Consider the following 23,997-nt stretch of genomic DNA (forward strand, 5'->3'; position numbering starts at 1 on the left):
TGGTATTCTTTATACAACATTAATCCAAGTGGAAAAGAGGGATTTGTGCATGGCAGAAATTTTTATACGCAATACGAATGAGCGAATTAGCGGTGAAGAGCGAGTACGTGAATTTTTGGAGAGCTACCAGGTATTGTATGAACACTGGGATGCTTCCAAGCTGCCAGGGGAGCTGCAAGAAAACTTTACTTTGACAGATGATCAAAAAGCCGCTGTTCTTAAAACATTTGAACCTGAAATCAAAGATTTAGCCGCACGTCGCGGATATAAAATCTGGGACGTCATCACTTTATCTGAAGCAACGCCGAATTTGGAGGAGCTGCTGGCCAAATTCGAGCAAATTCACACCCATACCGAGGATGAAATCCGCGCCATTGTTGCTGGTAAAGGGATTTTTATCATTAAAGGCTCTGAAGAGATCGGCTATTTTAATGTAGAGCTTTCACCAGGCGACGTTATTTCTGTTCCTGAAAATACACCGCACTTCTTCACTTTAATGGAAAATCAAAAGATCGTCGCAGTCCGCTTGTTCATCGAAGAAAATGGATGGATTGCTGAACCGTTTGAAGATCCAACATTCACTACAGCATAATTACGATGTATTGTGTCAATAAGAAAACTCCCTCTGCTCTGTAGCATATCGAGCGAAGGGAGTTTTCTTTATACTTGTTTAGAAGACTGTAGATTATTTACTTTAAAGATTGAATAATTCCATGCAACTCAGACAAATGCTTGATTTGGAACTTCGGCTTGATCTCTGTAGTATTGGTTTTATCGTTCCGATTCAACCACACCGAATGTACACCAGCTGACAAAGCCCCTTGAATATCAGTCGTCAGCTTATCTCCTACCATTAAAGCTTGTCCAGGTTCAATTCCTAGAAGTCCCAAAGCATGCTGGAATATAGAAGGATCAGGCTTGCCCCGACCAAAAGAACCTGAAATGACAACATGATCAAAAAAAGGAGCCAATTGAGGAACTCCATCCAGCTTCTCCTGTTGTAGATCAGGGGAACCATTTGTCAGCAATAGTAGCTTGTATTGTCCCTTCAATTGATCCAGAATTTCAAAAGTTTCTTCATATACATGTGGACGTGCACGTCTTTCCGAAGCAAATTGGGCAGCCAACTTTTCCGCCAACTCCTCATTATCTATCCCCAGTTGCTGAAGCCCTCTGCGCCATGATTCCTTACGATAAACAGGAGCCAACTGTTCCAATTGGCGGAATTCAGGTTGCTCACCTGCTGTAAAATTCGCCCACAGTCCTTCAAACGGATTAATGCCAATCATTTGAGTAAAACTAAAGGTTTCATAGGATTCATACAAAGCGCGCGCTTCCTTGCGTACGGCTTCTTCCAGCGTTTTCGGATCAGCGCCTGTTTCTCGGGAGCCTGTTTGACATGCTGCATCAAATGCCTCTTCTACACTACGTTCATCCCACAGAAGGGTATCATCAAGATCAAACATTATCGCCTGAATCGTCATACGAATTATCCACTCTCTTTCCACTGTATATGTAAGCTTGTCTGTTTGGTCACGAATCAGATCATTATGTGTGCCCATATTAAGCAAGTGGCCGCACCATGTTATATGAAAAATAACATCATACGGCCTTACTTACAGAGCTACAGGCTAAATCGGTTATTTCTTATCTACCTGTATCTGATTGGATAGTGCAAATTTTTCAAGGCGCTCTGCGATGGCATCTGTATCATAGCGTCCCAGTGATTTTGTGAAAATAAAATTACCGCCCTTCCCTTTTCTTTCAACGGTAACGTAACCCTTTTCAATTTTGATGGCTTTCATGTCCCCTGCCGTCATCGGCCGTTCTCTGCCACCTTTTAACATATAAAGGGTATCTTTTCCCACTTTTAAATAAGGACGGCGAATGAAGAAGATAACAGCCAGCATCAAGTACAAGCCAAATACCAGCCAATCCATTCCCCGCATGCCGGTCTTAGTCAAAAAGTAACTCATAAGCATGTACAATACAGCAAGACCAGCCAGCATGATTGGCACAGTAATATTACGGCCACGGAAAATGTCCATTGCTGAACCTGCGCCGTTAATGGTTTGAATGCCTTGTTTCTTGCGCGTTTTATTTAAATGCGCTGTGTTTTTACGTACTTTTCTTTCAAATGATCGGGCCATCTCTCAATTCCCTTCCCAATAAATATTACATTAAAACAATTGCCTTAAAGCTGATCTATATAGATACCAAGAAAGATACCTAATAACAAAAGGCAAATGATGCAGGCTTTAGCAACATTAATGCTTCAGCCCGCCATTTCCCTTCGACGTATCATCGTCCACAAATTCAATGGTTTCAAGTTGCTGCCGAAAATTACGGCGAATGTTGCCTAAATAAATTTCCCGAAGGTTGGCGCGCTCCGTGGTTTCCTCTTCCGTCAATCCTTCGGCTTTTGCTTTGCGCGCTAATTCATTAATGCGCTGTACCAAACTGTCTATATCCAAATTGTGTCCCCTCCATAAAAGCAAAGATATAATACACTTTGACATGTAGAAAAGAGCTTGTCAAGGCTCCCTCATTGCGCTCCTTGACAAGCTCTATAGTCTTATAGATCAGAAGGTGGGAGCTTAAGTACCTGACCTGCCTGCACCCCCCGATCCTCCAAATCGTTAATACGTACAATTCCTTCAATATATACCCGTGTATCCATTCGTTCCGGTTTATGATTCACGGCAATCTTCCATAACGTATCTCCAGGTTGTACAGTCAGCTTAATCACTTCTTCATTGGAAACTGGAGGTGCTGCAAAAACCGTAAGTACACCTGCCCCTGCAACCCAAACGATAATTACTAGAATAAGAAGCTTGAGTAAAAGAGTATTGGTAAGAGCCTGTAACAAACGTACCTTACCCTCTTTTCGGGTCTCCTGTAAATTCTCTAAATTCATCGGAAAAATACTTTGATAAGTGCTATATTTCATAATTGGCCGCGTCCTCCAAACGTTTGTTCTTATGTTTTTCACAATATAACACGAACGTTTGTTTTGTTCAATAGAAAAGAGAACAAAAGTTCGTGAATATTTTTAGGGATTATTTAGAACTTATGTTTGTACGAACGGAGGTTCTATGCTATAATTTTCCCAAACGTTACTAAATGGGGTTGATACGGTATGTCTAAGATTTCGAGCCGCCAGCAGGCCATTCTTGAATTTATCCGCAATGAAGTGCGTCTAAAGGGATACCCCCCTTCTGTGCGCGAAATAGGCGAGGCAGTCGGATTGGCCTCCAGTTCTACGGTTCATGGTCATTTGGATCGTTTGGAGAAAAAAGGACTCATTCGCCGCGATCCTACGAAACCACGGGCTATTGAATTACTCGGTCAAGACGAATCGGATAACAGCAACTTGATTAATTACTCCATTAGTCGTGTTCCCGTCGTCGGCAAAGTAACCGCTGGTCTTCCTATTACGGCGACAGAAAATATTGAAGATTACTTTCCTCTTCCCCAACACTTTGTTGGTGAGGATAAAATATTCATGTTATCTGTTGTAGGCGAAAGCATGATTGAAGCTGGTATTGCTAACGGAGACTATGTAATCGTGCGTCAGCAGCAGACCGCTGATAACGGAGACATTGTAGTAGCTATGACAGATGAAGACGAGGCTACAGTTAAAACCTTTTACAAAGAAAAAGATCATATCCGGCTTCAACCTGAAAATCCAGCCTTTGAGCCACTTCGACTGACACACGTCAGCATATTGGGCAAGGTTGTTGGACTCTTCCGGGACTTCCACTGATTTATCGTGCTTTCTTCCCCGTTATACTACCACGAATATAAAACCGGCCGCCTAGGCGAGCCGGTTTTATATTTTTGTTATATTTACTATGTATGTGTCTCCAACTATTCTTTCCTTTTCAGCAACCTATATTGTCTCTACTATTATATCCGCCCATATCCGAGATAGTTCCACTCTGATCTTAAACTGTTTACTTTTATTAGCTAAACAAATGGAAATTTGACACATATGAACCTACGGTGGCCTTCCTCTATAACGTAAAGTTGGGAAGGCGAACGCAGGCTAGCATGAGCTTTTTTTGTTAAACATTTAGGAACATAGGTACTAGCTTCTTTTTGTCTTTAGTAGATTTATGCTGATACATTACTAGCACAATTGACATATGTATATAGCAGACCTAAAGCAAAGGAGTTATGCAGATGATCAGAAATAGAGTTAAAACGTATAAGCATCGCATCGGGAAAAACAGATATCTGGTCGTTAAAGTCTTTCAAGCCGCAGCTGCTAAAACAGGAAGCGGAAATGCACTCGCAACTAACGCATTAAATATCAAAATTTCAAAGCGTAAGCATAAACATCATTAAGATTTAACCGTACCTTCATTTCTTTGAAGGGAGGTGATATTATGAGCAGAAGACACAGCAACCGTGAATTGAGAAGAAGAAGATTAAACATCCGTTCCAACCAAAGAGCCAATGCGCGTGCAAGAGGTAACGCACTGGCTGTTAATCTGTTTAGCGTGAATGATGGACAACGCAGACGTTAATAATTATTTTCAAGCAAAAAGCAGGAAGAATTCTTCCTGCTTTTTTTGTGTTAAATAATACACCAAACTACCAATCCCGCCAGTTATAGCTTCCTCAAACTTGTATCCGATTTTCATAACTTAAGCATTTCTAGCTGTAAAACCATTCATTAGCTTAACATTGCTGCAATGGATTTGCTCTATTATTTAATTTAATACTTTTTTATAAGGTCCCACTTGCTCGCTTTTCTTTATAAATTTTATAAACAAGGCTCGAACAACAGGACCCATAACCAATAATTGTAATGGATAGGCCACAACAAAGTTCTTTATAAAAATTTCTAAATAGGCTTCAAATAATGAATGATCGCCATTACCCTGACTTAGAATTGAAGTTAATAAACCGTAGAAAGACATAGAACAGGCCATTCCGAACACCATACATGTTGAAATCGTGATAATTAAAAATATTTTTTTGGATTTATCAAAAGGTAGACTTAAAGCAACTTTTTTTGCTACAGGACCCACGATATATAAATCTAATATGAGCGCTATAATAAATCCAATTAGAAATTCAACAGCAATGGTAATCAAGCTAATTTTTCCAATCAATCCGTTAATCAAAAGATTATAGAAGGTCATAATAACGACCATTCCAAAACACATAATAACCCCAAAGTAAAAGCTTTCCTTTTTAGTTGTTGGCATTTAATTCAACCTTTCATTTTTGGATGTGATTATTTTAGCTGCAACCAAATTTTCATGTAAGTGAACTTTTTATGAACATATCGTAACAAACAAAGACAAGTAAGGAATATTCTTCACAACTAATGAACTATGTACAAAATCATTACACATTTATAACATTAAATACAAATAACAAAAAATATCTCTATTACTTTGTATGGCTCCAATGGAGATTATGCTACCGCTACACTCGATGGAAGTTTTGAAGACCCTACCAGTTGGCTTAGTGATGGCGTTTTTCCAGATTTCGAAACACTTTTCCCTTCTTAAGAACACTACTTTCAACAATTTTCTAAAAGACTCTGTCAATAGTTGATGAAGTCTTATTTTATATTGAAAAATCCCCACTACCTTAGCTGGTCGGCGGGGATTTCGCTTATTTATAGTATTTACTTATACTACACATTAGGAATTTTCTAATATTTGATTATAGCTGATCCTGCTTTAACCCACTCTTTGGATTCTAGTTGAATCCATCCATATACAGGTGAGTCAGAGTTGATTTTTTGTTTTATCAGTGAAAGGTTTTCATAGTTGCTGGAACTGTAAAGCGACCCTGTCTTTGGCGCAACTTTTACTGTCAGAATATTTTTTATATTTGGTTCTTCATCAGTACTAGTCCAGACTAATCGATTGTAATAATTAGTGTTAAACGGGTTTTCTAAACCACTAATCGAAAATTTCACTCTTTTCCCGACAATAGATACATCTGTATATGCTGTGTCATCTTTAAAAATTACTAATTGAGATGAAACTAATTCCTGATTTAAAGAGTTTGTATAGGTGTCATGGGTGACGCTTGCTACATCTGCCGAGGCTGATAGCGGGGACAAAACTGAAAATAAGAGAGCAATTGTGGAGAAACATAAAGTAGTTTTCCTTCCTAATTTCATACTCATTATTTTCATCCTTTCCTTCCTATTTATCTTCATCCATAAACATACGGCTTATTGATTGTCAAAGTAAGGGGAGCTTTGTCTGACATAAAAAATACACATTCGGGTAGATTTCATTATCCACTTCTACTCTATATCCAAACTCCTTACATGCGGGTCACTTCTTAAGGTTGTGTTCCGTGGCGATGGAGTCCATTAAATTGCCTAAGCATTTGGTTAAAATTATGAAGCTCAGCATCTTCCCAGTCCGAAATTCGTTCATAGAAAACGGACTCTTTCTCCTTAAGCGCATCAATTAATTTTTGCTGTCCATGCTCAGTAAGAGATAATACAATTCCTCGTCCATCACTTCGGGAGGCCTCTCTGTTCAAATACCCCAAAGACTCAAGCTGTTTGACAAGACGACTCACTGAACTTCGATCCATCGCAGTTGATTCCGCTAAAGTGGCGGCATTTGTTGGGCCATAAGAATACAGCCAACGAACAATATGGAAGGCGGCAGGTTGTAAGGAGGAGTCAAATTTCGCAGCAGCTCTGACATTCAGGGCGTGTGAAGCGCTGATAAGTGCGTTAAGCTGCTCGCCCAACTCAATCTCCAATTTCTCCCTTGGTTCATTTTTAACTTCATTATATTTCATCTTCAATCACCTTTCTCTCGTTCAAAAAACCACAAGTCAAATTTGATTGACATATATCAACCAAATTATTATAGTGGACATATGTCAATCAAATATGCTAACTCACCGAATTGGCTACTCCAATAAAATTGTAACACATGAAGGAGAAATGACGATGTCTAAAAATACTACTGTTGTCATAACAGGTGCCACCAGTGGTCTTGGACAACTAGTCGCAGTTGAATTGGGAAAACGCGGCTGCTTTGACCTTGTTTTGACTGCCAGGAGTAGGGAACGTGCTGAAGCTACAAGAAAACAGATTGAGCTGGTTAGCCCATCAGCGAAGGTTGACTTTTTTTATGGAGATTTATCGGTACTGAAGGATGTTAAACGAATCGGGGATGAGATAGCCGCCGCATACTCTAATATTGATGTGCTGTTAAACAATGCGGGTATCCATGCTTTTGAGCAACGCGTCACTCCCGAGGGGTTTCCTGAAATGGTTGCCATAAATTATTTATCGCCGTGGCTGTTAACATATACACTAAAACCGTGCCTGCAGAACGTAGGCAAGGCCAGAGTTGTCAATGTTGCCTCCGAAGCTTCACGCCGTCATGGAGTTTTGAAGCTCCCCGAGGATTTAACGGATACAACTGCCTTTACCGCTCGTGGCTCATCGCCCATCTATGGAAAGACCAAATTATTGAATATTATGTTCACTGCTGAACTGGCAAGACGATGGTCGGATACGGGAATCAGCGTAAATGCACTAAATCCAGGATTCAATGTTACCGGATTGGGACGAGAACTTTGGTTTGCCCCTCTATTAGAACGATTGTTGAAAATCCTTCATCTTGGAGATCCGCGAAGAGGAGCAGATATCATCACCCGATTAATTGTAGATCCGGAATATCATAAAAAAACAGGTGGATACTTTAACGTCGGAACTGGGAAATCTATTCAACCAGTCTCACCTGGTGGAGATCCCAAGATGCAGCAAAAACTGTGGAAGGTCACAGAGGATTTGCTGGAACAGAAGGGATTCCTTCCATAAGAAATGATTGATGAAGGGATAAGACGGCAATGAATGAAGCATTAATCATCAATAATGCCAACCCCGCACTACATACAAGCATATCTTCAATCATTTGCTAAATCAATGAACGGAATGAGTCACCAAAAAGCAGCAGCGAACCCATTCAGCTTTGTGATTTCGTTTTTTATAACGTTGATAGCCCACGCGTTATCAGTCACACTGATAAGTTCGTAAATTGGTCCACATAAAAATAAGCCTCAGCTTAATCTGAGGCTCAGTGTTCCATACAGTATCTATTTACACTCCAGGCGGCGTAACACGATCTTTTGGGTCACGGCCCCAGCTTCACTATGATTACGGTATGCCTTGTGTCACTCTTGTCGCTTTATACAATATTTTAATTTCTCTATAGTAATCTATTTTTTGTAGTCTATTCTCCCGTTTGCTTCTGCAGTTTCATCACCAGTAATAATATCCCCTCTCAGAATATTGGAATGATTACATAATAAATCTACTATTCTAAGTGTGTCGGAGTAACTTTGTGCCATCAAAATATTTATATGTATGCTTAAAAACTGATCACTTCAGTGACTCATTCGGCGCGTAGTGTAACAATTCCTTTAACTAAAAAACTCTGCTAACCATAAGGCTAGCAGAGTTTTGTGCTTAAGCACCTCCAATTTGTACAAGGATCTGAATATGTTGCGTCAGGACGGGACCAGTTATAAAAAATAAAAAGCTACTCGCAACGATTAACAGTGCCATTTTTTTCAACATTGTCTAACCACACCTTTTCTAATAGTTTAAAATACTCTTCTCTGGTCTCTGGAGACGCATATGCTTGGAAATGTGCAAAGAGACCTGTGCAGTTTATGAAATATGTTTCATTGTTTAGTATATGTGCTTTTACCATTGCACATAATAATTGTTTAAAACCATCACTGTACTTCTTCCTATTTAAATTATAATAGGCCATTTCATAACAAAACAATGCAATATAGTCAGGTACCACTTGTTGGGTGTACATATCAGTAGATGTCGGGAGTTGAGTAGAGGCATCAATGTCTATTTTAAATTTTGTAAGTACACCATCTATATCCAAATTGTATCGGTTAGCTACTATAATAATGTTCAACAACTTTGAGAGCTTCTCACTTTCATTGGCGGTTGTTCCTATATATTCAACAAAATCTAGCAGCACACTAGTGTTTCCGGACATAAGTTTATTAACATAAGTATTACCTTCTGCCCAATGCTGAAACAAGCTAATCCAGTATTGGGTATCTTCGTCAGTCTCTTTGACCCAATCCAAATCTGTGTAGGCGTATGTATATTGTAAGGCTTGTTGATAGTCGCCTCGGGCTTCACAGACACTTGCACACAATAAATCGGCATAGGTAATGTACACAAACATGGGGCGAGTTAGCTTCTTAGTAGACTCAGTGCGTTCTCGGCTGCTCTGTTGATGTTTCAAAGTGTATTGGATTTCCGCTTTAGCTCTCATTTTTCTCGCTATTTCATCAACCTTATCCCATTTACGCAAAGACCTATACACATTAGCTAAGTCCTTTAATGCATCAAGTTGTTCTATTTCGTCTAGGCGCTCGACATAAGGCTCAAAAAGTATGGCTGCCCTAAGATTGCGGCTTTGATCGTCATCAATCTGAATCGTGAAAATCCGATATTGACAGATGGCCAAACGTTCAGAATGTTGATATTTCTCCACTTCTGCTACACTCTCATAGAGCAATAGTGCAGCATCATGTCGTTCCTGCGCTAATAATTCTTCTGCAATGTCAAATAGTTTGGGTGAGTAGAGTAGATTGTCCATGATAGCTCCCACCACTCGACGGATCGCATCCAACTTGTCCAACTCTGCACAGCGATACAAAAATGGTTCGATTCTCCTCATATTGGGGGGAATGTCGATGATATAGTTTTCTACATATAAGTCGTAAAAATAGCCTTCTGGTAAACCCATAGCCTCTGTAATTCTATCAATTTGGTTAACAGACATAGAACTATTGCCTGTTACAATGCCACTAACTATTCCCCTATTAATGCCTGCAATATGCCCGAATTGCGTCAGGTTCAGACCCTCTTGTTTTAGGTATCTATCTAGTTCCGCCCGAATCGTAGGTGTATGCTTCATGCCATATCCACCCTTCACATAAAAATTCCAAAATTTTTATATTGTTGTAGTCTATTTTTCTCTAAAATTGACCATATGTCAATATATTATGCGAATAATGTAAGATTTCAATGTATAGTCCATGCTGTTCACTGACAGCAGAACCCAATAAGCGCAACAACCTATTATGGCAGGGTCCCCTAAGTATGCTGTAAAAACTTAGTTAACCAAAAGGAAGAGATTACTATGGCTACTGCCAAATAACCTATGCACCATTGGGTTCAACTTTTACCATCTAAAAAAAGTGAAGTATGTTGCCTAACAGTTTTTTCATAAAATTAAATCCAAAATGCTTTAGTAATTATAACCAAGAGGATAAAAAGCACCAAAATTGCCGCTGTAGAAGTCCACATATTGTAGCCGCCTTCACATGCACCCATGGTTTTAACCTCCTTCGATTGTTGTACTTCTAATATATGTATAGCTGCGTTTTGTGACAGGGCATACAGACAAACAAAACAAAGGCTCAACCAGCTAAACCGGCAGAGCCTAATCACCTTTTTGCAAAAACTTCAAAAGCTTGTGCTATTAGAGTATCTTCTTTCCAACCGGATCACTTGCTTATCTCTCTGTTAATAAGGAATATGGGATATGCACCGTGAAAACGCCATGTTTAATAGTTCCTGGTTATAAACTAAATACTTACTGTTTTGTTCCAGCACCCAGTTGGCAAAACCTAAAGCTCTGGTGTAACTATCATAATCGTAGGGATTAATTTTAAACTCAAGAATATCCAGCATAATCTGGTTCTCTTCATCTGATAATTCCAAGCCTAACTTACTAAACTGTCTTTGACGAATTCTCCGAGCAGTAGCATCTTGTATAGCTCTGTGCTGATTGGACACTTGTCCATTATGTTGACGATAATACAATACGTTTATGGGGATGTTCGCCATTTGTACTTGGAAAGCTAGTCGGTTCCACAGCTCGTAATCTTCGGCATGAGGATAATTACTATCATATTGAACGCCAAGCCGACGGATCATGCTATTGCGCATGATTATAGCAGGATGGCAGATACAACAATGAAATAACAACCATGTTTTTATTTCGTCATGACTGGCCGGATTTACCTTTATTGATCCCCCACTAGATGAAGTAAAAGCAGCACCGCATACATCAATCAATGGATTTTGATCCATAAATGCGATTTGTACAGCTAGTCGATCTGGCGTAGAAATATCGTCGCTATCCATACGAACGATATATTCACCATTGGCCTTTTTTAATCCTTCGTTTAAAGAAGTGATCAACCCTCGATTGGTATTATGGAAGATTTTTATCACTCTAGGGTCTGATATTTGTGAAATAAGAAAGGTAGATCCATCTGTCGAACCATCATCAATAACAATTAATTCAAAATCCGAATAAGTTTGAGCTAAAATACTGTGTATTGCCTCCAAGACAAAAGCTGCATTATTGTAAACTGGCAGTATGACCGAAGCTCGTGGCACAATATTCCCTCCATTTCATATTTTTCAAATGGAATCAGTATTAAAATCACAAAGCAGCTTCCCTATTTTTTTGATAATGGTTCCCTCTATATTCTCATGTTCTAAGATATGTTCTGAAATATATTTCGAAGCGGCTTCCCGGTAATATAATATGCCTTTTTGAAAATTTAGAAGCTTCCAGTCCTAGAAGCTAGTGCCATCAAAGATTGATTGGTTTGAATATCCCTCCTTCAAAGTCGGTTTAATTACTTCTTAGATAAAGTTGACAATATAAGTAATAAATTTGTACAATTAGGAAAAAATATTTCACTTAGATTCTATTCTTCATCGGTAACAAACAAATATATCTAAGTGGAAAACGGACTGTGAGATTCAGCCTAAGATAATATCTGCATCTTAAAAAGGGAGATAGAATGATGGAACGAAATGTAACATCCGTAGAACACTACACTCCAATTTTGATTGTTGGTACGGGTATATCGGGGCTTGCTGTTGCTTATTATTTATCAAAAAACAATATCAAGTACACGATTACAACAAAAAAGAATGCGCCCAAACAGAGCAACTCCTTTCTTGCAGCCGCAAATACACGTGTTCCATCAGAGAATGATATTAATAATATTATTAATCTTACGGTTGATAAATGTGGAGCAGATCGATCGGTTATTGAAACGCTATATAGAAACTCCAACATAGTTATAAATTTTTTCGAGGAATTAGGAATCTCTTATGAGAAAACATCCTTTGGTATCATGCCTGAATGTTTGATTAAATCACAGGGAGGAAAGAAATTAATTAATTGTTTGTTACAACATATTGAACAACCGCTGTGTAATAAAATTTTGATTCATTTGGAAAAGTATAATGAAGGAATTATCGCATTATTTTATGACATCCAATTAGATCAATTTATCAGGATATATGCTAATTATTTGGTATTAGCTACGGGAGGATATGCGGGGCAATTTAACTACAATGATAATTCACCGGGTTCGACTGGAGAAACGCTTATCTTAGCTAAAAAAATGGGTGCAAGATTAAAGGGAATGTCTACAGTAATGTCTCATCCTTGGTCAATATACAATGGAAGACAAATTTTATTGGGCGGAGTTGTATCTTTAAGTCAAGGGAAAATAGTAGATGAGGAAGGAATTCAACTATTAAAAGATGAGTATATTTGTGATGCCATTGCTCGAGATGATTACCATGAAATGATTGACGAGATTTTACATTTTGAACTCGATTGCATCAAGCAAAAAAAGGATATGTACTTGGATATGAGCCATGCTGATGAAAATATATTGAATGAAAGATTTAAAAAATATGGATTTAGCACTAATGTGGTTAAAAATAAAAGAATCAAAATTACACCAACAATGCACTATTCTTCAGGAGGAATCGAAATCAATGCTAATGCTGAAGTTATAAACTTGAATCGTGTTTTTGCTACTGGTGAAGCTCAATTTAATGGTGTTCTTGGTATGGGAAGAATCCCTGGGCAAGCATTTGCAGCGGGTATCGTTTTCGGTAAATTAATTGCTGACAAAATAGCTAATGAAGGTGTCTTCAATACTCAATACCCGATTACATTTAAAGATCCACCTGAAACTATGCAGCTGTACTCAAAAGAAAATAATGACTTTCCAATTGAAGAGTTTCAGAAAAAGTTGTCCACTCTAATGGTGGATCTGATCGCTCCCGATTCATCTGTGGTTTCTCGATCACTCCATAAAAGAGAAATACAAGAAAGTCAAAACATAATATTAAGTAGAGCAAGAGGATCAGGAAAACGATATGAGGATATTTTAACATTATTTTTTGGATATTTTGTTGCGTTAGAAATTATAGAAGATCTTGAAGAAAAGGCATTCGGTATAGGCTAATAAACCCTTCAATGAGACATTCTCCCTTCCGACAAAACCCAATAAGCGCAAAACTATTATGGCAGAAATTCAGCGAGCACCCACCAAAAGAACAGCGAATGCTGTGGCTATTGCCAAATAGTTTATGCGCTTATTGGGATCAACCTTTTACAATCCATGAGTGAAGTGAAATTACCCAGCAGTTCTTTTCACAAATTAAACCCAAAGTGATTTAGTGATGATAACTAAGAGAATAAAGAGCACTAGAATTGCCGCTGTAGAAGTCCATACACCGCCGCCGCCATTACCTTCATATGCACCCATGCCTTTTAACCTCCTTTATCTGTCGTCACTTTAATATATGTAAAAATACATTCTGTGGTAGGGCATACTGGTAAATAAAAAACACCACACTAGCAGGACCTGCTAGGAGCTAGGGAAGGAAAGCATTGCTAGTTCACAGAAACATTTTTTCCCCTATTTTGAATATATCCACTCTTATTCCCGTTTTCATTAATATTGGACGCAACCTCTCCGTTAGAGCAGGCACCAATGAGAATAGGTGCTTTATCCGGCTCGGTCGCTGCCTACTGTAGTTCCAATCCCCATAACGATCGTACCAATTAAAATCTTATGGACAACTTTAATTTTAAGACTCAGCATTCTGTGACTAAATTTCCACATACCCAACATCAATTAACCCCTCATTTTAAAATATTAGATTGCACTATACTTTGGTAATTGTAACTAGAATATAAAGTGGATATCATAGCGCATCTGAGTTGTTAAAGCTAGTCGAGAAGATGTTCAAATAAAACAAGCTCTACTGACCTTAATCGGTCGGCAGAGCTTGTTATCTAATCTGATTTCGGGCAGATTACTAAAGAAATAAGGGCATTGAACTTGAATGATGGGGTCTATATAATTTTCTTCGCAATATTAAACCCAGCACGATTTAAGGATGATAACCAAAAGGATATAGAGCACCAAAATTGCCGCTGTAGAAGTCCACACACCACCTGCACATCCACTCATAGCTTAGCCCTCCTTTAATTGTTTTCACCTTAATATATGTATAGCTACGACTCTGTGACCGGGCATTCAGTTAAACAGAAAATATACCCAACCAGGCGAATCCAGTGAAAATGAAGTTGTAGACTAGGCATCGGCGTCAAAGTAACTGGCAAGTTAGTAGGTGAATTGTAAATTGACTCACGTTACATCGCGTGTTAGTATGTTTTTAGCCAATAACTGAATAAAAACGTTTTCTAGGGTTCCGCAATCACAAGATTGGTCTGGTCCGAGAGAAAACGCACAGCCATATGGCTGTGACACGGAGGGATAAAAGCCTGGGAGATAAACGCATTGTGCGGTTTATTTCCCAGGCTTTTATCTTTTTTCTTTTATGGCCCAATTTTTAATAAAAAGTTTAAGGAGGAGTGTGTTATGAACAAAACGTGGATTTCAGTCATTGTGGCGGCTATATTCGAGGTTGCTTGGGTTAGTGGGTTAAAGCATGCGGATAGTTTTTGGGAATGGAGTGGTACAGTAGTCGCTATTTACATCAGCTTTTATTTGATGATCAAGGCGGCTCGTTCATTAGCGGTTGGAACTGTATACGCTGTATTTGTCGGACTAGGAACGGCAGGAACTGTAGTAGCTGAAATCCTATTGTTTGGCGCAGACATAAGTGTTTCGAAAGTAGCTTTGATCGGGCTGCTGCTTATTGGAGTGATTGGTCTGAAAATGCTTAGTAAGAAGAAAGAGGAGGTAAGTGGACTATGAATTGGGTGTATTTGATCTTAGCAGGGATTTTTGAAATGATCGGGGTTTTGCTTATAAACAAGTTCAATCAAGCCCGCAGTTGGAAATCGCTGACTCTTTTGATTACTGGTTTTGGCCTAAGTTTTATATTTTTGTCGTTGGCAATGCAAACACTCCCGATGGGAACGGCTTACGCTGTATGGACTGGAATTGGCGCTTCTGGAGGTGCTATCCTCGGCATGATCTTTTATAACGAGCCACGCGGATTAATGCGTATTTTGTGTATAGGGTTGGTCCTTAGCTCTGCTGTAGGGCTGAAACTAGCCAGTTAAAAATATATATTGGTGTAGCTCTAAAGGTCGTTTCCTGAGCAAACTAACGATGAATGTTAACTTTGAAAAAGCTACGGCAGTCTGGGACTTTATTTCCTTGTCCATGGCTGCCGTTGAAATAAAATTCTACCATATTTGCTTATGCTCCCCTCTACTTTTCCATTAATTTATTGAATATCTCTCTATCTTTGGAAGTAAATTCGGAAATCCATTGCTTTTGCTCATACGTGTTGGTACTTGAATCCAATTTAATGAAGCTATTTTCACCAACCACATATACAATATTTTTTCTATTTTATAAGACCGAACGTTATCAACAGTATTTTCCAGTGGGTCCCATAATCCATTACCTTCGAGTCTTATTGACATGACATGTATGTAGCCTCCTGATGTGTTATGCGGAAATTATATTTTGAGTACAAAAAATAAACTCTGGATCATTGGAGGTTTAATTCCGTATAATGCCTATTTTCAGACGAGGAAATGTAATGATCTTTTGGTCACCATCCCAGCCCTCCATGATTACAATATAGAGCGTATCCGTCTTCGTTGGTTGTAGCGTTCGATATCAGGTAACAAAACATTCAACCTCTTCTGTTACCCGCGTTTCCGTATACTATACAGATCAGAACAATGAACGACGAAAGCGGACACAACTATTATGCGGCAATAGCGGAATAGACGGTTGCCAAAGTTACACTAAACTTTTGCAGAAGTTTACGATGGCGCACGATAAGCCATGGAAAGAATATGGGGGCGATATTCCTGAGCCAGTAGAATAAGACAAGAAAAGCAGTAAATTTAATGTGTTTATTCCTAAAAGCCTACGTCGTCATTGCCAAAAGAAATTACCGAAAATTCTCTCTTGAACCAGGATTGCCAGTTCGATCCCCCCATTAACCCAGCCTAAACAGACGCATCGCAGTTCGCTCCAACCTCAAACGGCAGGTCATTAATCGCATTGGTGCCCAGATGCCAAAGGCTGAGAGTAGCTGCGAGTTCCCAAAAAAACAGTTATCAATAAAGCGTACAATCGCAACACGTTAGATCCATTTAAACTAATCAGGAAATTATCCAAGTAGGAGGAAATAACCATGGCATTTGAAGGTTATGGAGAAGACAAGCGAGAACATTGGTTTGACTGGCCGTTCCCCTTATCGGTATCAATACTGTATGTGGATGCAGATGTAGATGAAACAGAAACGAAATGGTACCTCATTGACGAACAAGAAAAACACTTGATCCGAATTAGGGATGAAAAGCAAATTGAACTGCTTCATCATTGCATGTATGGAGTCTTGTTAAATGACGAGAAGATCAACTGGATTATTAATAAAAATGGTGGTAGATTTACCTATCACGATAGTGTGCAAGATTTTATCAAATTCCAGAAAGACTACCTTGATACACTATAAGAGGCGTGAACAGTTAAAGCTCTACCGACCCATTAAGGTTAGCAGAGCTTTCTTTTACTTTAGAATCCACCTATTTGTACAAAGGTCTGAATAAGCTGATCATGATTGTGAGCGGGTACGGTTATAAAAAACAAAAAGCTACTCGCAACGATTAACAATGCCATTCTTTTCAACATTACTTAACCACACCTTTTCAATAAGATTGTGAAACTCCGTTTTGACTTCAGGAGTCGCATGGACTTGAAAACGCACAAACAGGCCCATACAATTTATAAAGTAAGTTTCATTATTTATTATATGTGACTTTAGCATTGCATACATCAAGTGTTTGAAGCCATCATTGTAGTTTCCTTGTTGTAAATAATAATGAGCAATTTCGTAACCAAACCACGCGAAATAGTCTGGCATTACTTGTTGAGTATACATATCATCAGATGTGGGCTGCTCAGAAAACGAATGAATCTCCGCTTCAAAACGAGAAATGACATCATTCACATCTATTCCATATCGGTTAGCCGCTATCATAACGTTCAACAGCTTTGAGAGCTTCTCATTTTCGTCATTGGTTGATGTGGCTGCTATATATTCAACATAGTCCGGTAGCACGCTAATATCTCCAGACAGAAGCATATTTACATACGTATTACCTTCTGCCCACTGACTGAACAAGTTTACCCAGTATTGAGTGTCTTCGTCAGTCTCTTTGACCCAGTCTAATTCCGCATAGGCGTATGTATATTGTAAAGCTTGTTGATAATCGCCTTGGGCTTCACAAACACTTGCACACAACAAATCGGCGTAAGCAATATATCCAAATAGTGGGCCCTTTGTCTCCTTTTCATGCTCTTGAGAATTTCGTTTTGCCTGATGTTTTATGGAATATTGAACTTCCGCTTTCCCTCTCATTTGCCGTGCCATTTCCTCAACCTTGTCCCATTTACGTAAAGACCTGTACACGTTTGCCAAATCCTTCAATGCGTCAAGCTGCTCTATTTCGTCCAGACGCTCAATATAAGGTTCAAATAGTATGGCTGCTCTTAGATTACGGTTTTGGTCCTCACCAATTTGAATCGTGAAAATACGATATTGGCAAACTGCCAAACGCTCAGAATGTTGGTATTTCTCCGCTTCAGCTACACTCTCATAGAGCAGCAGTGCAGCCGCATGTCGTCCCTGTGCCAATAATTCCTCCGCAATGTCAAAAAGTTTGGGCGAGTAGAGTAGATTGTCCATGATGGTTCCCACTACTCGACGGATCGCACCCAACTTGTCCAACTCTGCACAACGATACAAAAATGGCTCGATTCGTCTCATATTCGGGGACGTGTCGATGATGTAGTTTTCTATAAATAAGTCGTAAAAGCAGCCCGCAGTTAAACCCATAGCCTCAGTCATTAGGTCAAGCTGATTAACAGACATAGACTTATTACCTGTCACAATGGCACTTACTATTCCCCTATTTATGCCTGCGATATGCCCAAATTGCGCTATGCTCAAACCTTCTTGTTGCAGGTATCTGTCTAATTCCGCCCGAATCGTAGGTGTATGCTTCATGCCATAGCCACCCTTCGCTTGAATATTCCATATTTTTTAAAAACATACTTCATTTTTCACCATAATTAACCATATGTCAATATATTATTCGACTAATATAAACATTCAATTTTTCGCATGAAATGAAATAAAAAACTCATCGCATGTCTCAAATACTAGCATTCCACCAACTATAGATGAGAATAATTAGCATATTAACAGATGGAATTAAATCAAAAGCCACAATAATATCTCACTAAACGTAAAAGTACCCCACTGGCTTTGGCTAGTAGGGTTTCACCGATACTTTCGGATTGCACAACGGGATTCTGTAAATACAATACATTAAATTATCATGATGCATTAGAATTTTGAATAGAAAAATACCGCATTTTCATCTTTGTATTTTGAGTTTGAATAAAGCATAGTGTCCACTGCTCCAATATCAAACCCATTTTTCAAATAAAATCGGCAAGCGAGTAAATTAACATCCTGCGTCTCAAGCGTAAATCCCTGCATTCCTTTTTGTAATGCCCACTCCCTTGCCTTGTTTAACAAGGCAGTTCCTATTCCTTTTCCTCTGCTACTTTCTAATACAATAAGTCTGTCAATAGAAGCAAATTTAGTTTCCTCTACTGTCCCCAGTCTTATATGTCCCAAGCATTTCCTTCCGGAATAGTATAAGAAAGCAATACTGTCATTGCTATTAATATATTCATCAAGATCTTCGTGTTCCGGGTATTTTGACTCATAAGGTTGTTCATAAAGTTCTTCATGATAACTCCATATGCCATTTTCTAGTTTGGGGATAAGTCTCCCTATGACCATAAAAGGTTGATCTTTGCATTCGTAATCATCCTTGTTATCAAATGTCATTTCAACAATTTCAATTCCTCTAATTTGCTCCAAAATATCTCTCCTTAATGCTGGACTTTAATACTTGATTGGATTCAATTATAGCATGTCTGTCTCGAATATAATTTCAGTTTACTTCATTCCATTCGCCTATTCAGATTCCCTCCTGCTAGACATATATGTATACTTCCCCAAACGCAAAAAACACTCACTCGCTTGAGCCATAGGGTGTCATCGATGCTGTCGGGGTTGCTCTGTATCCGTCGCGTCAAGTATAATCCGATTGGACTATTTTGTGAATATTAATAGAAGATCTTCTCCTGGTCATATATACTTTTGATAAATTCACTGATTGCCTGCTAATTGAGTTTGAAGTTTTCTACAAGGAAACAGAATTACTACCTAATCACATAGTCCAGACATTTGAATTCCGTGATCATGGTTTACTATTTGAATAGGCTAAAATGAAAACCATCCAGCTTAACAAAAAAGGAGCGATGATTATGAATTTAGAAAGATTCCTAGAAATACATCGCAGGAACATACAAGACAAATTACAAGAGGAACGGCCACGAACTGATGAACAAAAGCAAATAGTGGTAGCATTGTATATCGCCGAAGCGCTGAATCACCTTCGTAATAACCTGACAATGGAAGAAGTCTTGGGACTAACGGAGATATATAGAGATTACCGCCGAACCAGTGCAATGAAGTGATGACATTAAAAGCTCTGCTAACCTTAATGGGTCGGCAGAGCTTTTAATTTATTTAGAGTATTCACTTACTTCAAACATTAGGATACGATCATACAACATGTAGTCCTTACGGCTACTGAATGGACCTTTATTGTTATCATGTTTATTGATTGCATAGGATGCTGATCCAGAACCAGCTTGTTTGCCTTCGTACCATGCAATAAAGTCATTGACTTCTTTCATACTCAAATCGAATTCTTTCTCCAAGCCAGTTGTCATGGTGACTACTAAAATTGCACGGTTGCCTGATGGTGATTGAGGATTAGTAGGCTCACCAGTCGATGGTTCACCAGGATTTGTTGTACCAGGTTCGCTCGGATTACTTGGCTCTCCCGTTGAAGGATTGTCAGGAGTTGTCGGCTCAGTCGTTTGAGGATCATTTGGCGTAACTGCTACTTCATTGGAAATAACCGTCTCGACTCCGTTAAAAATAGCTACTACTTGAAAATAGTAATTCGTCCCGTTCATCAAATTTGGAATGACATAGTTACCTTCTGTATCTTTTTCTACAGAAATTGAGTCAGAATATTTATTGGGTTGGGTTCCATAATTAATTTTGTAGTTCGTAGCTTCTTTAATTGTATTCCAATTCAACTTAGCAGACGCATTCTGTGGCTGGCCTGTAAGATCTATGGTTTCGAACGTTCCCAGAGTGATCTCGGTAATTGCTAACCAAGACGAACCACCATCACCATCAATTTTTATACCACTATAAGCGCCCTGCTTTACCTTAATAGGGGGTGGCGTTGTATTTGCAGCTTTCAAAGTATGAGTTATACTTTCGCTTATTTGAACCCATTTTCCGTCTTTTAGTCCGTAGATTGTATATGAAACTGCTCTTGGTGGCGATGCATTAGTGGTGATATGGACAAAATTAAACTCAATAGCAGTTGGAAAATTTAATTCAATATTTCCTTTGTAGGTCGCGGCATTCCAAGACGTTTGGATATTTCCATCAATTGCTTTTTCTGCATTGAAATCAGTTGTATAAATCCTGCTTGCTTTTACAGTAGTTCCATCTGGAGGTGAGAATCCTAGCATTCCCTCAACTGTTTTATTCAATGTTGCTGCATGTGTAGCTGATGGTAGTAACATGATGCTGATTAGAAAAAAAGTTAGAACGGTAGTCAAAAATTTTTTTGACACGATTATTAACCCCCTATGAATATCTTCTATATCTATAAAGATAGATTGACACTCCCATATTCTCTAAACATAAACTTGATAATCTACATATTCGCATATTTATTTTTTATGGAGCATTAAAAAGGACACATACTCGTCAAATACCAGTCGACTCCTTCTTGACATCTACTCTAAATTCAAATCGATTAGAAAAAAAGGCTCTGCAAACCAATTAAGGCTGGTAGAGCCTTTAAATTTATTTAGAGTATTCACTTACCTCAAACGTTAAAATACGATCATACAGCATGTAGTCCTTACGGCTGCTGAATGGGCCTTTATTGTTATCGTGCTTATTGATTGCGAATGAAGCTGGTCCAGAACCAGCCTGTTTGCTTTCGTACCATGCAATAAATTCATTGACCTCTTTCATACTCAAATCGAATTCTTTTTCCAAGCCTGTTGTCATGGTGACTACCAGAATTGCACGGTTGCCTGATGGTTCTTGGGGTGTAGTTGGTATGTCGGGTGATGTTGGATTAGGTGATACCGGCTCAGGTGACGTTGGATCTGGATTAGGCGGTTGATTACCGCCTCGTGGCGTTGCAATTGCTTCGTTTGAAACGCTAGATTCCTTACCTTTAACAGTAGCACTTACAACAAAATAGTATTTTGTTCCATTAGTCAAACTTGGAATAACAAAGTTGCCGAAAGTGTCTTTAGTAGCCGTTACGGTTTCCGTGTATTTTCCAGATTCTGTTCCATATTTAACTGTATAACTATCAGCAAGATCAACAGGCTTCCAATTTAGTGTTACTAGACTATCACCCGGATTCGCTTTCAAATCCAATGGAGTGTTGATATTTAAAAATATACCGTTATCATCAATATCAATTGCATCTATCTGTAAATAATACCCGGATTCTCCGCTGGAAATAGTTACAGTATGATATCCCAATGGCAGATTCATTTTTTCAAAAACAATAGCTTGATTAACTTCCGACACTCCATTAGCAGAATATTTTTCTGTAACTCCATCAATGGTTATTGAGTTATTAGAAGCCCTATTTTGTTGGATAATATCTATGATACGAATTTTTGTCCCATAGAAATTAAATTTAAGACTTGCTCCCCCGGCTCTAGTATAATGAGCAGAACCTTTATATAAACTGTAACCTTGCCTTACATAACTTGATACACCCCAGCCACTTGAATAAGTGGCATTAATATCTGCATCATCAATACGCATCCAACCTTTTTCTGGAGTGGTTAATGCTTCTCCAACCGAAGCAGCAGATACTTGTGTTGGTGAAAAGGCAATAAGTATGTACAATAACATTCCAAACAACATACCGATTTTTGTTTTTAAATTTTGTTTCATAAAGTTTATTCCCCCTATTCGATCTATCAAACAGATACTAAGGTAATATATTCCTTGAAATGTGTCTAAACATAAACTTGCTAATCTATAAATATAATCTAAATATTTGCATATTTATTTTTTATTGGGTATGAAAAAGGACTCATACCAGCTTCTATACTGGTTGAGTCCTTATCTTTATTTCACTATGAATGTTACCTTTGTTCCATCAGCATACATATCTAACTGATGACTTACCCATGATCTTGCTCCCCGGTTATCACTAGGGGTTATGTATCTGATATCAGCACCTGCACCACCTTCGGCGCACATAGCATCGGCCATTCATCCCGGTCATATCCTTTTTTAGTTGGATAGGCGAATGCATTGCCTGTATAGATAATGGGCTTGCGTCCTGTAAGTCGCTCCAGCTTGAGCAGGAAGGCCAAAGCTACAGCACTAATAAGTGTTTTGGACAAGTTGCCAGGATTGTTTTCATAGTCCATTACAGGCGGCAAGTCCAGTGATTCCCACCACCTACTTGTTCCAATACCTCTGCAAAACGCCTTGCTTCCGCTTTCGCTGCCTCAACACTGGGTGCATCTAGGAGATGGTATGCTCCCAGCAATACGCCCGTTTCCTTAGCCCCTTTGGCATTTGTAATGAATGTCGGATAAACGTAACGCTGCCCCTGACTGGCCTTGATGAAGACAAATGAAATACCATCTTCCTTGACCGCCTTCCAATCAATCTTTCCTTGATAACGGGATACGTCGATCCCTCTTACATTACGACTGTTTCGTCGTTGCATCCTCTTTCTCTCCTTCCTTACCACTTTTACTTTTCAAAACTTCTACGGTCTATCGGGCCACGAGAGGGATAGGTGCGCCGAGTCTGCCGCCATTCTCTAAAATGAACAGCAGCTCATTTGCCATATAAAAAATAGGCGACCGCATCCCGGAATAGGTGCGAAACGCCTAAGACTCCATCAATCAGATGGGATACTGCTACCATTGCAAAGATAAATACCTCCAATAAGACCAATCTTACTTTTTAAACCAGGTCCAGTACCCTTCTCACCTTCTGCACCAGCAGCAAATAATCCAATCACATAATCAATAGCGACCAGAGCAAGCACCACCCCAATACTCCCGACCACCCATAGTAAAAATACGCCACCGTGCTACCTAAAGTGGCGCTAAATTTAAAAATCTCCCACTTATCCAGCCTTCTTCCCCCATCTCTGCTCAGGAAAATTATCCTGCCCCCTCTTCGTTTGGTTTCTTTTCCTTCAATTCCTGTGCATTTATCTCTGCTAATGCATTTCCTACCACCATATTCAAAATTTTAAGTATTTCTTTCTGGCGTGCTGGTTGCAAAGCAATGACAGCAGAAGATTGTTGAATAACAGTAATCAATCTAAATAGCATGTCGATCTACGCGAGGCTTCAGCCTAAACGGAACTAACACAGGTTGTAGTTAAATTACTATTGTGATAAACTGGATGTAATTTGATGATGGGAGTTGAACGGATACATGTAGAACTT

29 protein-coding genes, 2 pseudogenes and 1 riboswitch are annotated in these 23,997 nt (G+C 38.9%); of the genes and pseudogenes, 9 read left to right on the plus strand and 22 right to left on the minus strand.

Annotation, left to right across the window (positions count from 1 at the left end; genetic code table 11):
• Positions 1 to 49 precede the first annotated feature (49 nt).
• Positions 50 to 592 (plus strand): 1,2-dihydroxy-3-keto-5-methylthiopentene dioxygenase, encoded by a 543-nt coding sequence (locus ACUC6J_RS13445; RefSeq protein ID WP_019687427.1) that lies wholly within the window; start codon positions 50 to 52, stop codon positions 590 to 592.
• A gap of 97 nt (positions 593 to 689) precedes the next feature.
• Here ACUC6J_RS13445 and ACUC6J_RS13450 read toward each other — a convergent pair whose 3' ends face one another.
• The 4 genes from ACUC6J_RS13450 to ACUC6J_RS13465 form a co-directional block, all read right to left on the minus strand.
• Positions 690 to 1,484 carry an HAD family hydrolase gene (locus ACUC6J_RS13450; RefSeq protein ID WP_180986866.1) on the minus strand — a complete coding sequence of 265 codons (795 nt, stop codon included), beginning with the start codon at positions 1,482 to 1,484 and terminating at the stop codon, positions 690 to 692.
• Between the two features lie 156 nt (positions 1,485 to 1,640).
• Positions 1,641 to 2,150 (minus strand): hypothetical protein, encoded by a 510-nt coding sequence (locus ACUC6J_RS13455; RefSeq protein WP_013371492.1) that lies wholly within the window; start codon positions 2,148 to 2,150, stop codon positions 1,641 to 1,643.
• 117 nt (positions 2,151 to 2,267) lie between these two features.
• On the minus strand, positions 2,268 to 2,474 hold the full coding sequence (locus ACUC6J_RS13460) for a DUF896 domain-containing protein (RefSeq protein ID WP_016821948.1): 207 nt from the start codon (positions 2,472 to 2,474) through the stop codon (positions 2,268 to 2,270).
• Positions 2,475 to 2,575: 101 nt separating this feature from the next.
• Complete coding sequence (locus ACUC6J_RS13465; protein ID WP_447248975.1) at positions 2,576 to 2,950, minus strand: LysM peptidoglycan-binding domain-containing protein; 375 nt, start codon at positions 2,948 to 2,950, stop codon at positions 2,576 to 2,578.
• Positions 2,951 to 3,139: 189 nt separating this feature from the next.
• On the opposite strand from ACUC6J_RS13465, the gene lexA reads away from it, so the two are divergent.
• The 3 genes from lexA to ACUC6J_RS13480 all read left to right on the plus strand — a co-directional run bounded on the left by lexA (position 3,140) and on the right by ACUC6J_RS13480 (position 4,532).
• Positions 3,140 to 3,766 carry a transcriptional repressor LexA gene (lexA, locus tag ACUC6J_RS13470; protein ID WP_013310545.1) on the plus strand — a complete coding sequence of 209 codons (627 nt, stop codon included), beginning with the start codon at positions 3,140 to 3,142 and terminating at the stop codon, positions 3,764 to 3,766.
• A gap of 419 nt (positions 3,767 to 4,185) precedes the next feature.
• Entirely contained in the window at positions 4,186 to 4,350 is a 165-nt protein-coding gene (locus ACUC6J_RS13475; protein ID WP_016821950.1) for a hypothetical protein, read from the plus strand.
• Positions 4,351 to 4,391: 41 nt separating this feature from the next.
• Entirely contained in the window at positions 4,392 to 4,532 is a 141-nt protein-coding gene (locus ACUC6J_RS13480; RefSeq protein WP_162835279.1) for a hypothetical protein, read from the plus strand.
• 186 nt (positions 4,533 to 4,718) lie between these two features.
• On the opposite strand, the gene ACUC6J_RS13485 is transcribed toward ACUC6J_RS13480, so the two are convergent.
• The 3 genes from ACUC6J_RS13485 to ACUC6J_RS13495 form a co-directional block, all read right to left on the minus strand.
• A complete protein-coding gene (locus tag ACUC6J_RS13485; RefSeq protein WP_447248976.1) occupies positions 4,719 to 5,219 on the minus strand; it encodes a DUF2798 domain-containing protein in 501 nt (166 codons plus the stop codon).
• A gap of 455 nt (positions 5,220 to 5,674) precedes the next feature.
• Positions 5,675 to 6,157, minus strand: coding sequence for a hypothetical protein (locus tag ACUC6J_RS13490; RefSeq protein ID WP_228552592.1), 483 nt, complete (start codon positions 6,155 to 6,157; stop codon positions 5,675 to 5,677).
• Positions 6,158 to 6,318: 161 nt separating this feature from the next.
• Complete coding sequence (locus ACUC6J_RS13495; protein WP_016821954.1) at positions 6,319 to 6,792, minus strand: MarR family winged helix-turn-helix transcriptional regulator; 474 nt, start codon at positions 6,790 to 6,792, stop codon at positions 6,319 to 6,321.
• A 154-nt stretch (positions 6,793 to 6,946) separates the two neighbouring features.
• On the opposite strand from ACUC6J_RS13495, the gene ACUC6J_RS13500 reads away from it, so the two are divergent.
• Positions 6,947 to 7,825 carry an SDR family NAD(P)-dependent oxidoreductase gene (locus ACUC6J_RS13500; RefSeq protein ID WP_017427697.1) on the plus strand — a complete coding sequence of 293 codons (879 nt, stop codon included), beginning with the start codon at positions 6,947 to 6,949 and terminating at the stop codon, positions 7,823 to 7,825.
• 721 nt (positions 7,826 to 8,546) lie between these two features.
• Here the strand turns inward: ACUC6J_RS13500 and ACUC6J_RS13505 are convergent.
• From ACUC6J_RS13505 to ACUC6J_RS13515, 3 genes are all read right to left on the minus strand, one after another.
• Positions 8,547 to 9,959: a helix-turn-helix transcriptional regulator gene (locus ACUC6J_RS13505; RefSeq protein ID WP_016821956.1), complete on the minus strand. Its 1,413-nt coding sequence runs from the start codon at positions 9,957 to 9,959 to the stop codon at positions 8,547 to 8,549.
• 317 nt (positions 9,960 to 10,276) lie between these two features.
• The gene (locus tag ACUC6J_RS13510; protein ID WP_016821957.1) at positions 10,277 to 10,378 is read right to left on the minus strand and encodes a hypothetical protein; all 102 of its coding nucleotides are present in this window, start codon (positions 10,376 to 10,378) and stop codon (positions 10,277 to 10,279) included.
• Positions 10,379 to 10,570: 192 nt separating this feature from the next.
• Positions 10,571 to 11,452, minus strand: coding sequence for a glycosyltransferase family 2 protein (locus ACUC6J_RS13515; protein ID WP_447248977.1), 882 nt, complete (start codon positions 11,450 to 11,452; stop codon positions 10,571 to 10,573).
• Between the two features lie 416 nt (positions 11,453 to 11,868).
• Between ACUC6J_RS13515 and ACUC6J_RS13520 the strand changes: the two genes are divergently transcribed.
• Positions 11,869 to 13,335, plus strand: coding sequence for an FAD-binding protein (locus ACUC6J_RS13520; protein WP_447248978.1), 1,467 nt, complete (start codon positions 11,869 to 11,871; stop codon positions 13,333 to 13,335).
• Positions 13,336 to 13,530: 195 nt separating this feature from the next.
• Here the strand turns inward: ACUC6J_RS13520 and ACUC6J_RS13525 are convergent, their stop codons facing one another.
• The 3 genes from ACUC6J_RS13525 to ACUC6J_RS13535 all read right to left on the minus strand — a co-directional run bounded on the left by ACUC6J_RS13525 (position 13,531) and on the right by ACUC6J_RS13535 (position 14,349).
• Positions 13,531 to 13,638, minus strand: a complete 108-nt coding sequence (locus ACUC6J_RS13525; protein ID WP_016821960.1) for a hypothetical protein — start codon at positions 13,636 to 13,638, stop codon at positions 13,531 to 13,533.
• A 243-nt stretch (positions 13,639 to 13,881) separates the two neighbouring features.
• Entirely contained in the window at positions 13,882 to 14,007 is a 126-nt protein-coding gene (locus ACUC6J_RS13530) for a hypothetical protein (protein ID WP_257125939.1), read from the minus strand.
• A gap of 246 nt (positions 14,008 to 14,253) precedes the next feature.
• Positions 14,254 to 14,349, minus strand: coding sequence for a hypothetical protein (locus ACUC6J_RS13535; RefSeq protein WP_016821962.1), 96 nt, complete (start codon positions 14,347 to 14,349; stop codon positions 14,254 to 14,256).
• Between the two features lie 222 nt (positions 14,350 to 14,571).
• Positions 14,572 to 14,672: riboswitch (guanidine-I (ykkC/yxkD leader) on the plus strand.
• An 88-nt stretch (positions 14,673 to 14,760) separates the two neighbouring features.
• Here ACUC6J_RS13535 and ACUC6J_RS13540 point away from each other — a divergent pair.
• The 3 genes from ACUC6J_RS13540 (at position 14,761) to ACUC6J_RS13550 (ending at position 16,825) form a co-directional block, all read left to right on the plus strand.
• Positions 14,761 to 15,099, plus strand: a complete 339-nt coding sequence (locus ACUC6J_RS13540; RefSeq protein ID WP_016821963.1) for a DMT family transporter — start codon at positions 14,761 to 14,763, stop codon at positions 15,097 to 15,099.
• Positions 15,096 to 15,410, plus strand: a complete 315-nt coding sequence (locus tag ACUC6J_RS13545; protein ID WP_031461602.1) for a DMT family transporter — start codon at positions 15,096 to 15,098, stop codon at positions 15,408 to 15,410. Before ACUC6J_RS13540 ends, ACUC6J_RS13545 begins: the two co-directional genes overlap by 4 nt.
• Before the next feature lie 1,094 nt (positions 15,411 to 16,504).
• Positions 16,505 to 16,825, plus strand: a complete 321-nt coding sequence (locus ACUC6J_RS13550) for a hypothetical protein (protein WP_016821966.1) — start codon at positions 16,505 to 16,507, stop codon at positions 16,823 to 16,825.
• A 138-nt stretch (positions 16,826 to 16,963) separates the two neighbouring features.
• Here the strand turns inward: ACUC6J_RS13550 and ACUC6J_RS13555 are convergent, their stop codons facing one another.
• The 9 genes and pseudogenes from ACUC6J_RS13555 to ACUC6J_RS13595 all read right to left on the minus strand — a co-directional run bounded on the left by ACUC6J_RS13555 (position 16,964) and on the right by ACUC6J_RS13595 (position 23,880).
• Complete coding sequence (locus tag ACUC6J_RS13555; protein ID WP_117289565.1) at positions 16,964 to 18,379, minus strand: helix-turn-helix domain-containing protein; 1,416 nt, start codon at positions 18,377 to 18,379, stop codon at positions 16,964 to 16,966.
• Positions 18,380 to 18,721: 342 nt separating this feature from the next.
• The gene (locus ACUC6J_RS13560) at positions 18,722 to 19,267 is read right to left on the minus strand and encodes a GNAT family N-acetyltransferase (protein ID WP_052132611.1); all 546 of its coding nucleotides are present in this window, start codon (positions 19,265 to 19,267) and stop codon (positions 18,722 to 18,724) included.
• A 710-nt stretch (positions 19,268 to 19,977) separates the two neighbouring features.
• The gene (locus ACUC6J_RS13565) at positions 19,978 to 21,114 is read right to left on the minus strand and encodes a fibronectin type III domain-containing protein (protein WP_430208204.1); all 1,137 of its coding nucleotides are present in this window, start codon (positions 21,112 to 21,114) and stop codon (positions 19,978 to 19,980) included.
• 235 nt (positions 21,115 to 21,349) lie between these two features.
• Positions 21,350 to 22,471 carry a fibronectin type III domain-containing protein gene (locus tag ACUC6J_RS13570; protein ID WP_031461607.1) on the minus strand — a complete coding sequence of 374 codons (1,122 nt, stop codon included), beginning with the start codon at positions 22,469 to 22,471 and terminating at the stop codon, positions 21,350 to 21,352.
• A gap of 177 nt (positions 22,472 to 22,648) precedes the next feature.
• Positions 22,649 to 22,824: pseudogene (locus ACUC6J_RS13575) on the minus strand (NucA/NucB deoxyribonuclease domain-containing protein); the annotation flags it as partial.
• A 3-nt stretch (positions 22,825 to 22,827) separates the two neighbouring features.
• Positions 22,828 to 23,261, minus strand: a pseudogene (locus ACUC6J_RS13580) (glycoside hydrolase family 25 protein); the annotation flags it as partial.
• A 49-nt stretch (positions 23,262 to 23,310) separates the two neighbouring features.
• Positions 23,311 to 23,406, minus strand: a complete 96-nt coding sequence (locus ACUC6J_RS13585; RefSeq protein WP_447248979.1) for a phage holin family protein — start codon at positions 23,404 to 23,406, stop codon at positions 23,311 to 23,313.
• A gap of 32 nt (positions 23,407 to 23,438) precedes the next feature.
• Positions 23,439 to 23,591, minus strand: coding sequence for a hypothetical protein (locus ACUC6J_RS13590; RefSeq protein ID WP_447248980.1), 153 nt, complete (start codon positions 23,589 to 23,591; stop codon positions 23,439 to 23,441).
• A 115-nt stretch (positions 23,592 to 23,706) separates the two neighbouring features.
• Complete coding sequence (locus ACUC6J_RS13595; protein ID WP_164965469.1) at positions 23,707 to 23,880, minus strand: hypothetical protein; 174 nt, start codon at positions 23,878 to 23,880, stop codon at positions 23,707 to 23,709.
• Positions 23,881 to 23,997: the final 117 nt, after the last annotated feature.

This window comes from Paenibacillus sp. JJ1683 (assembly GCF_053006485.1).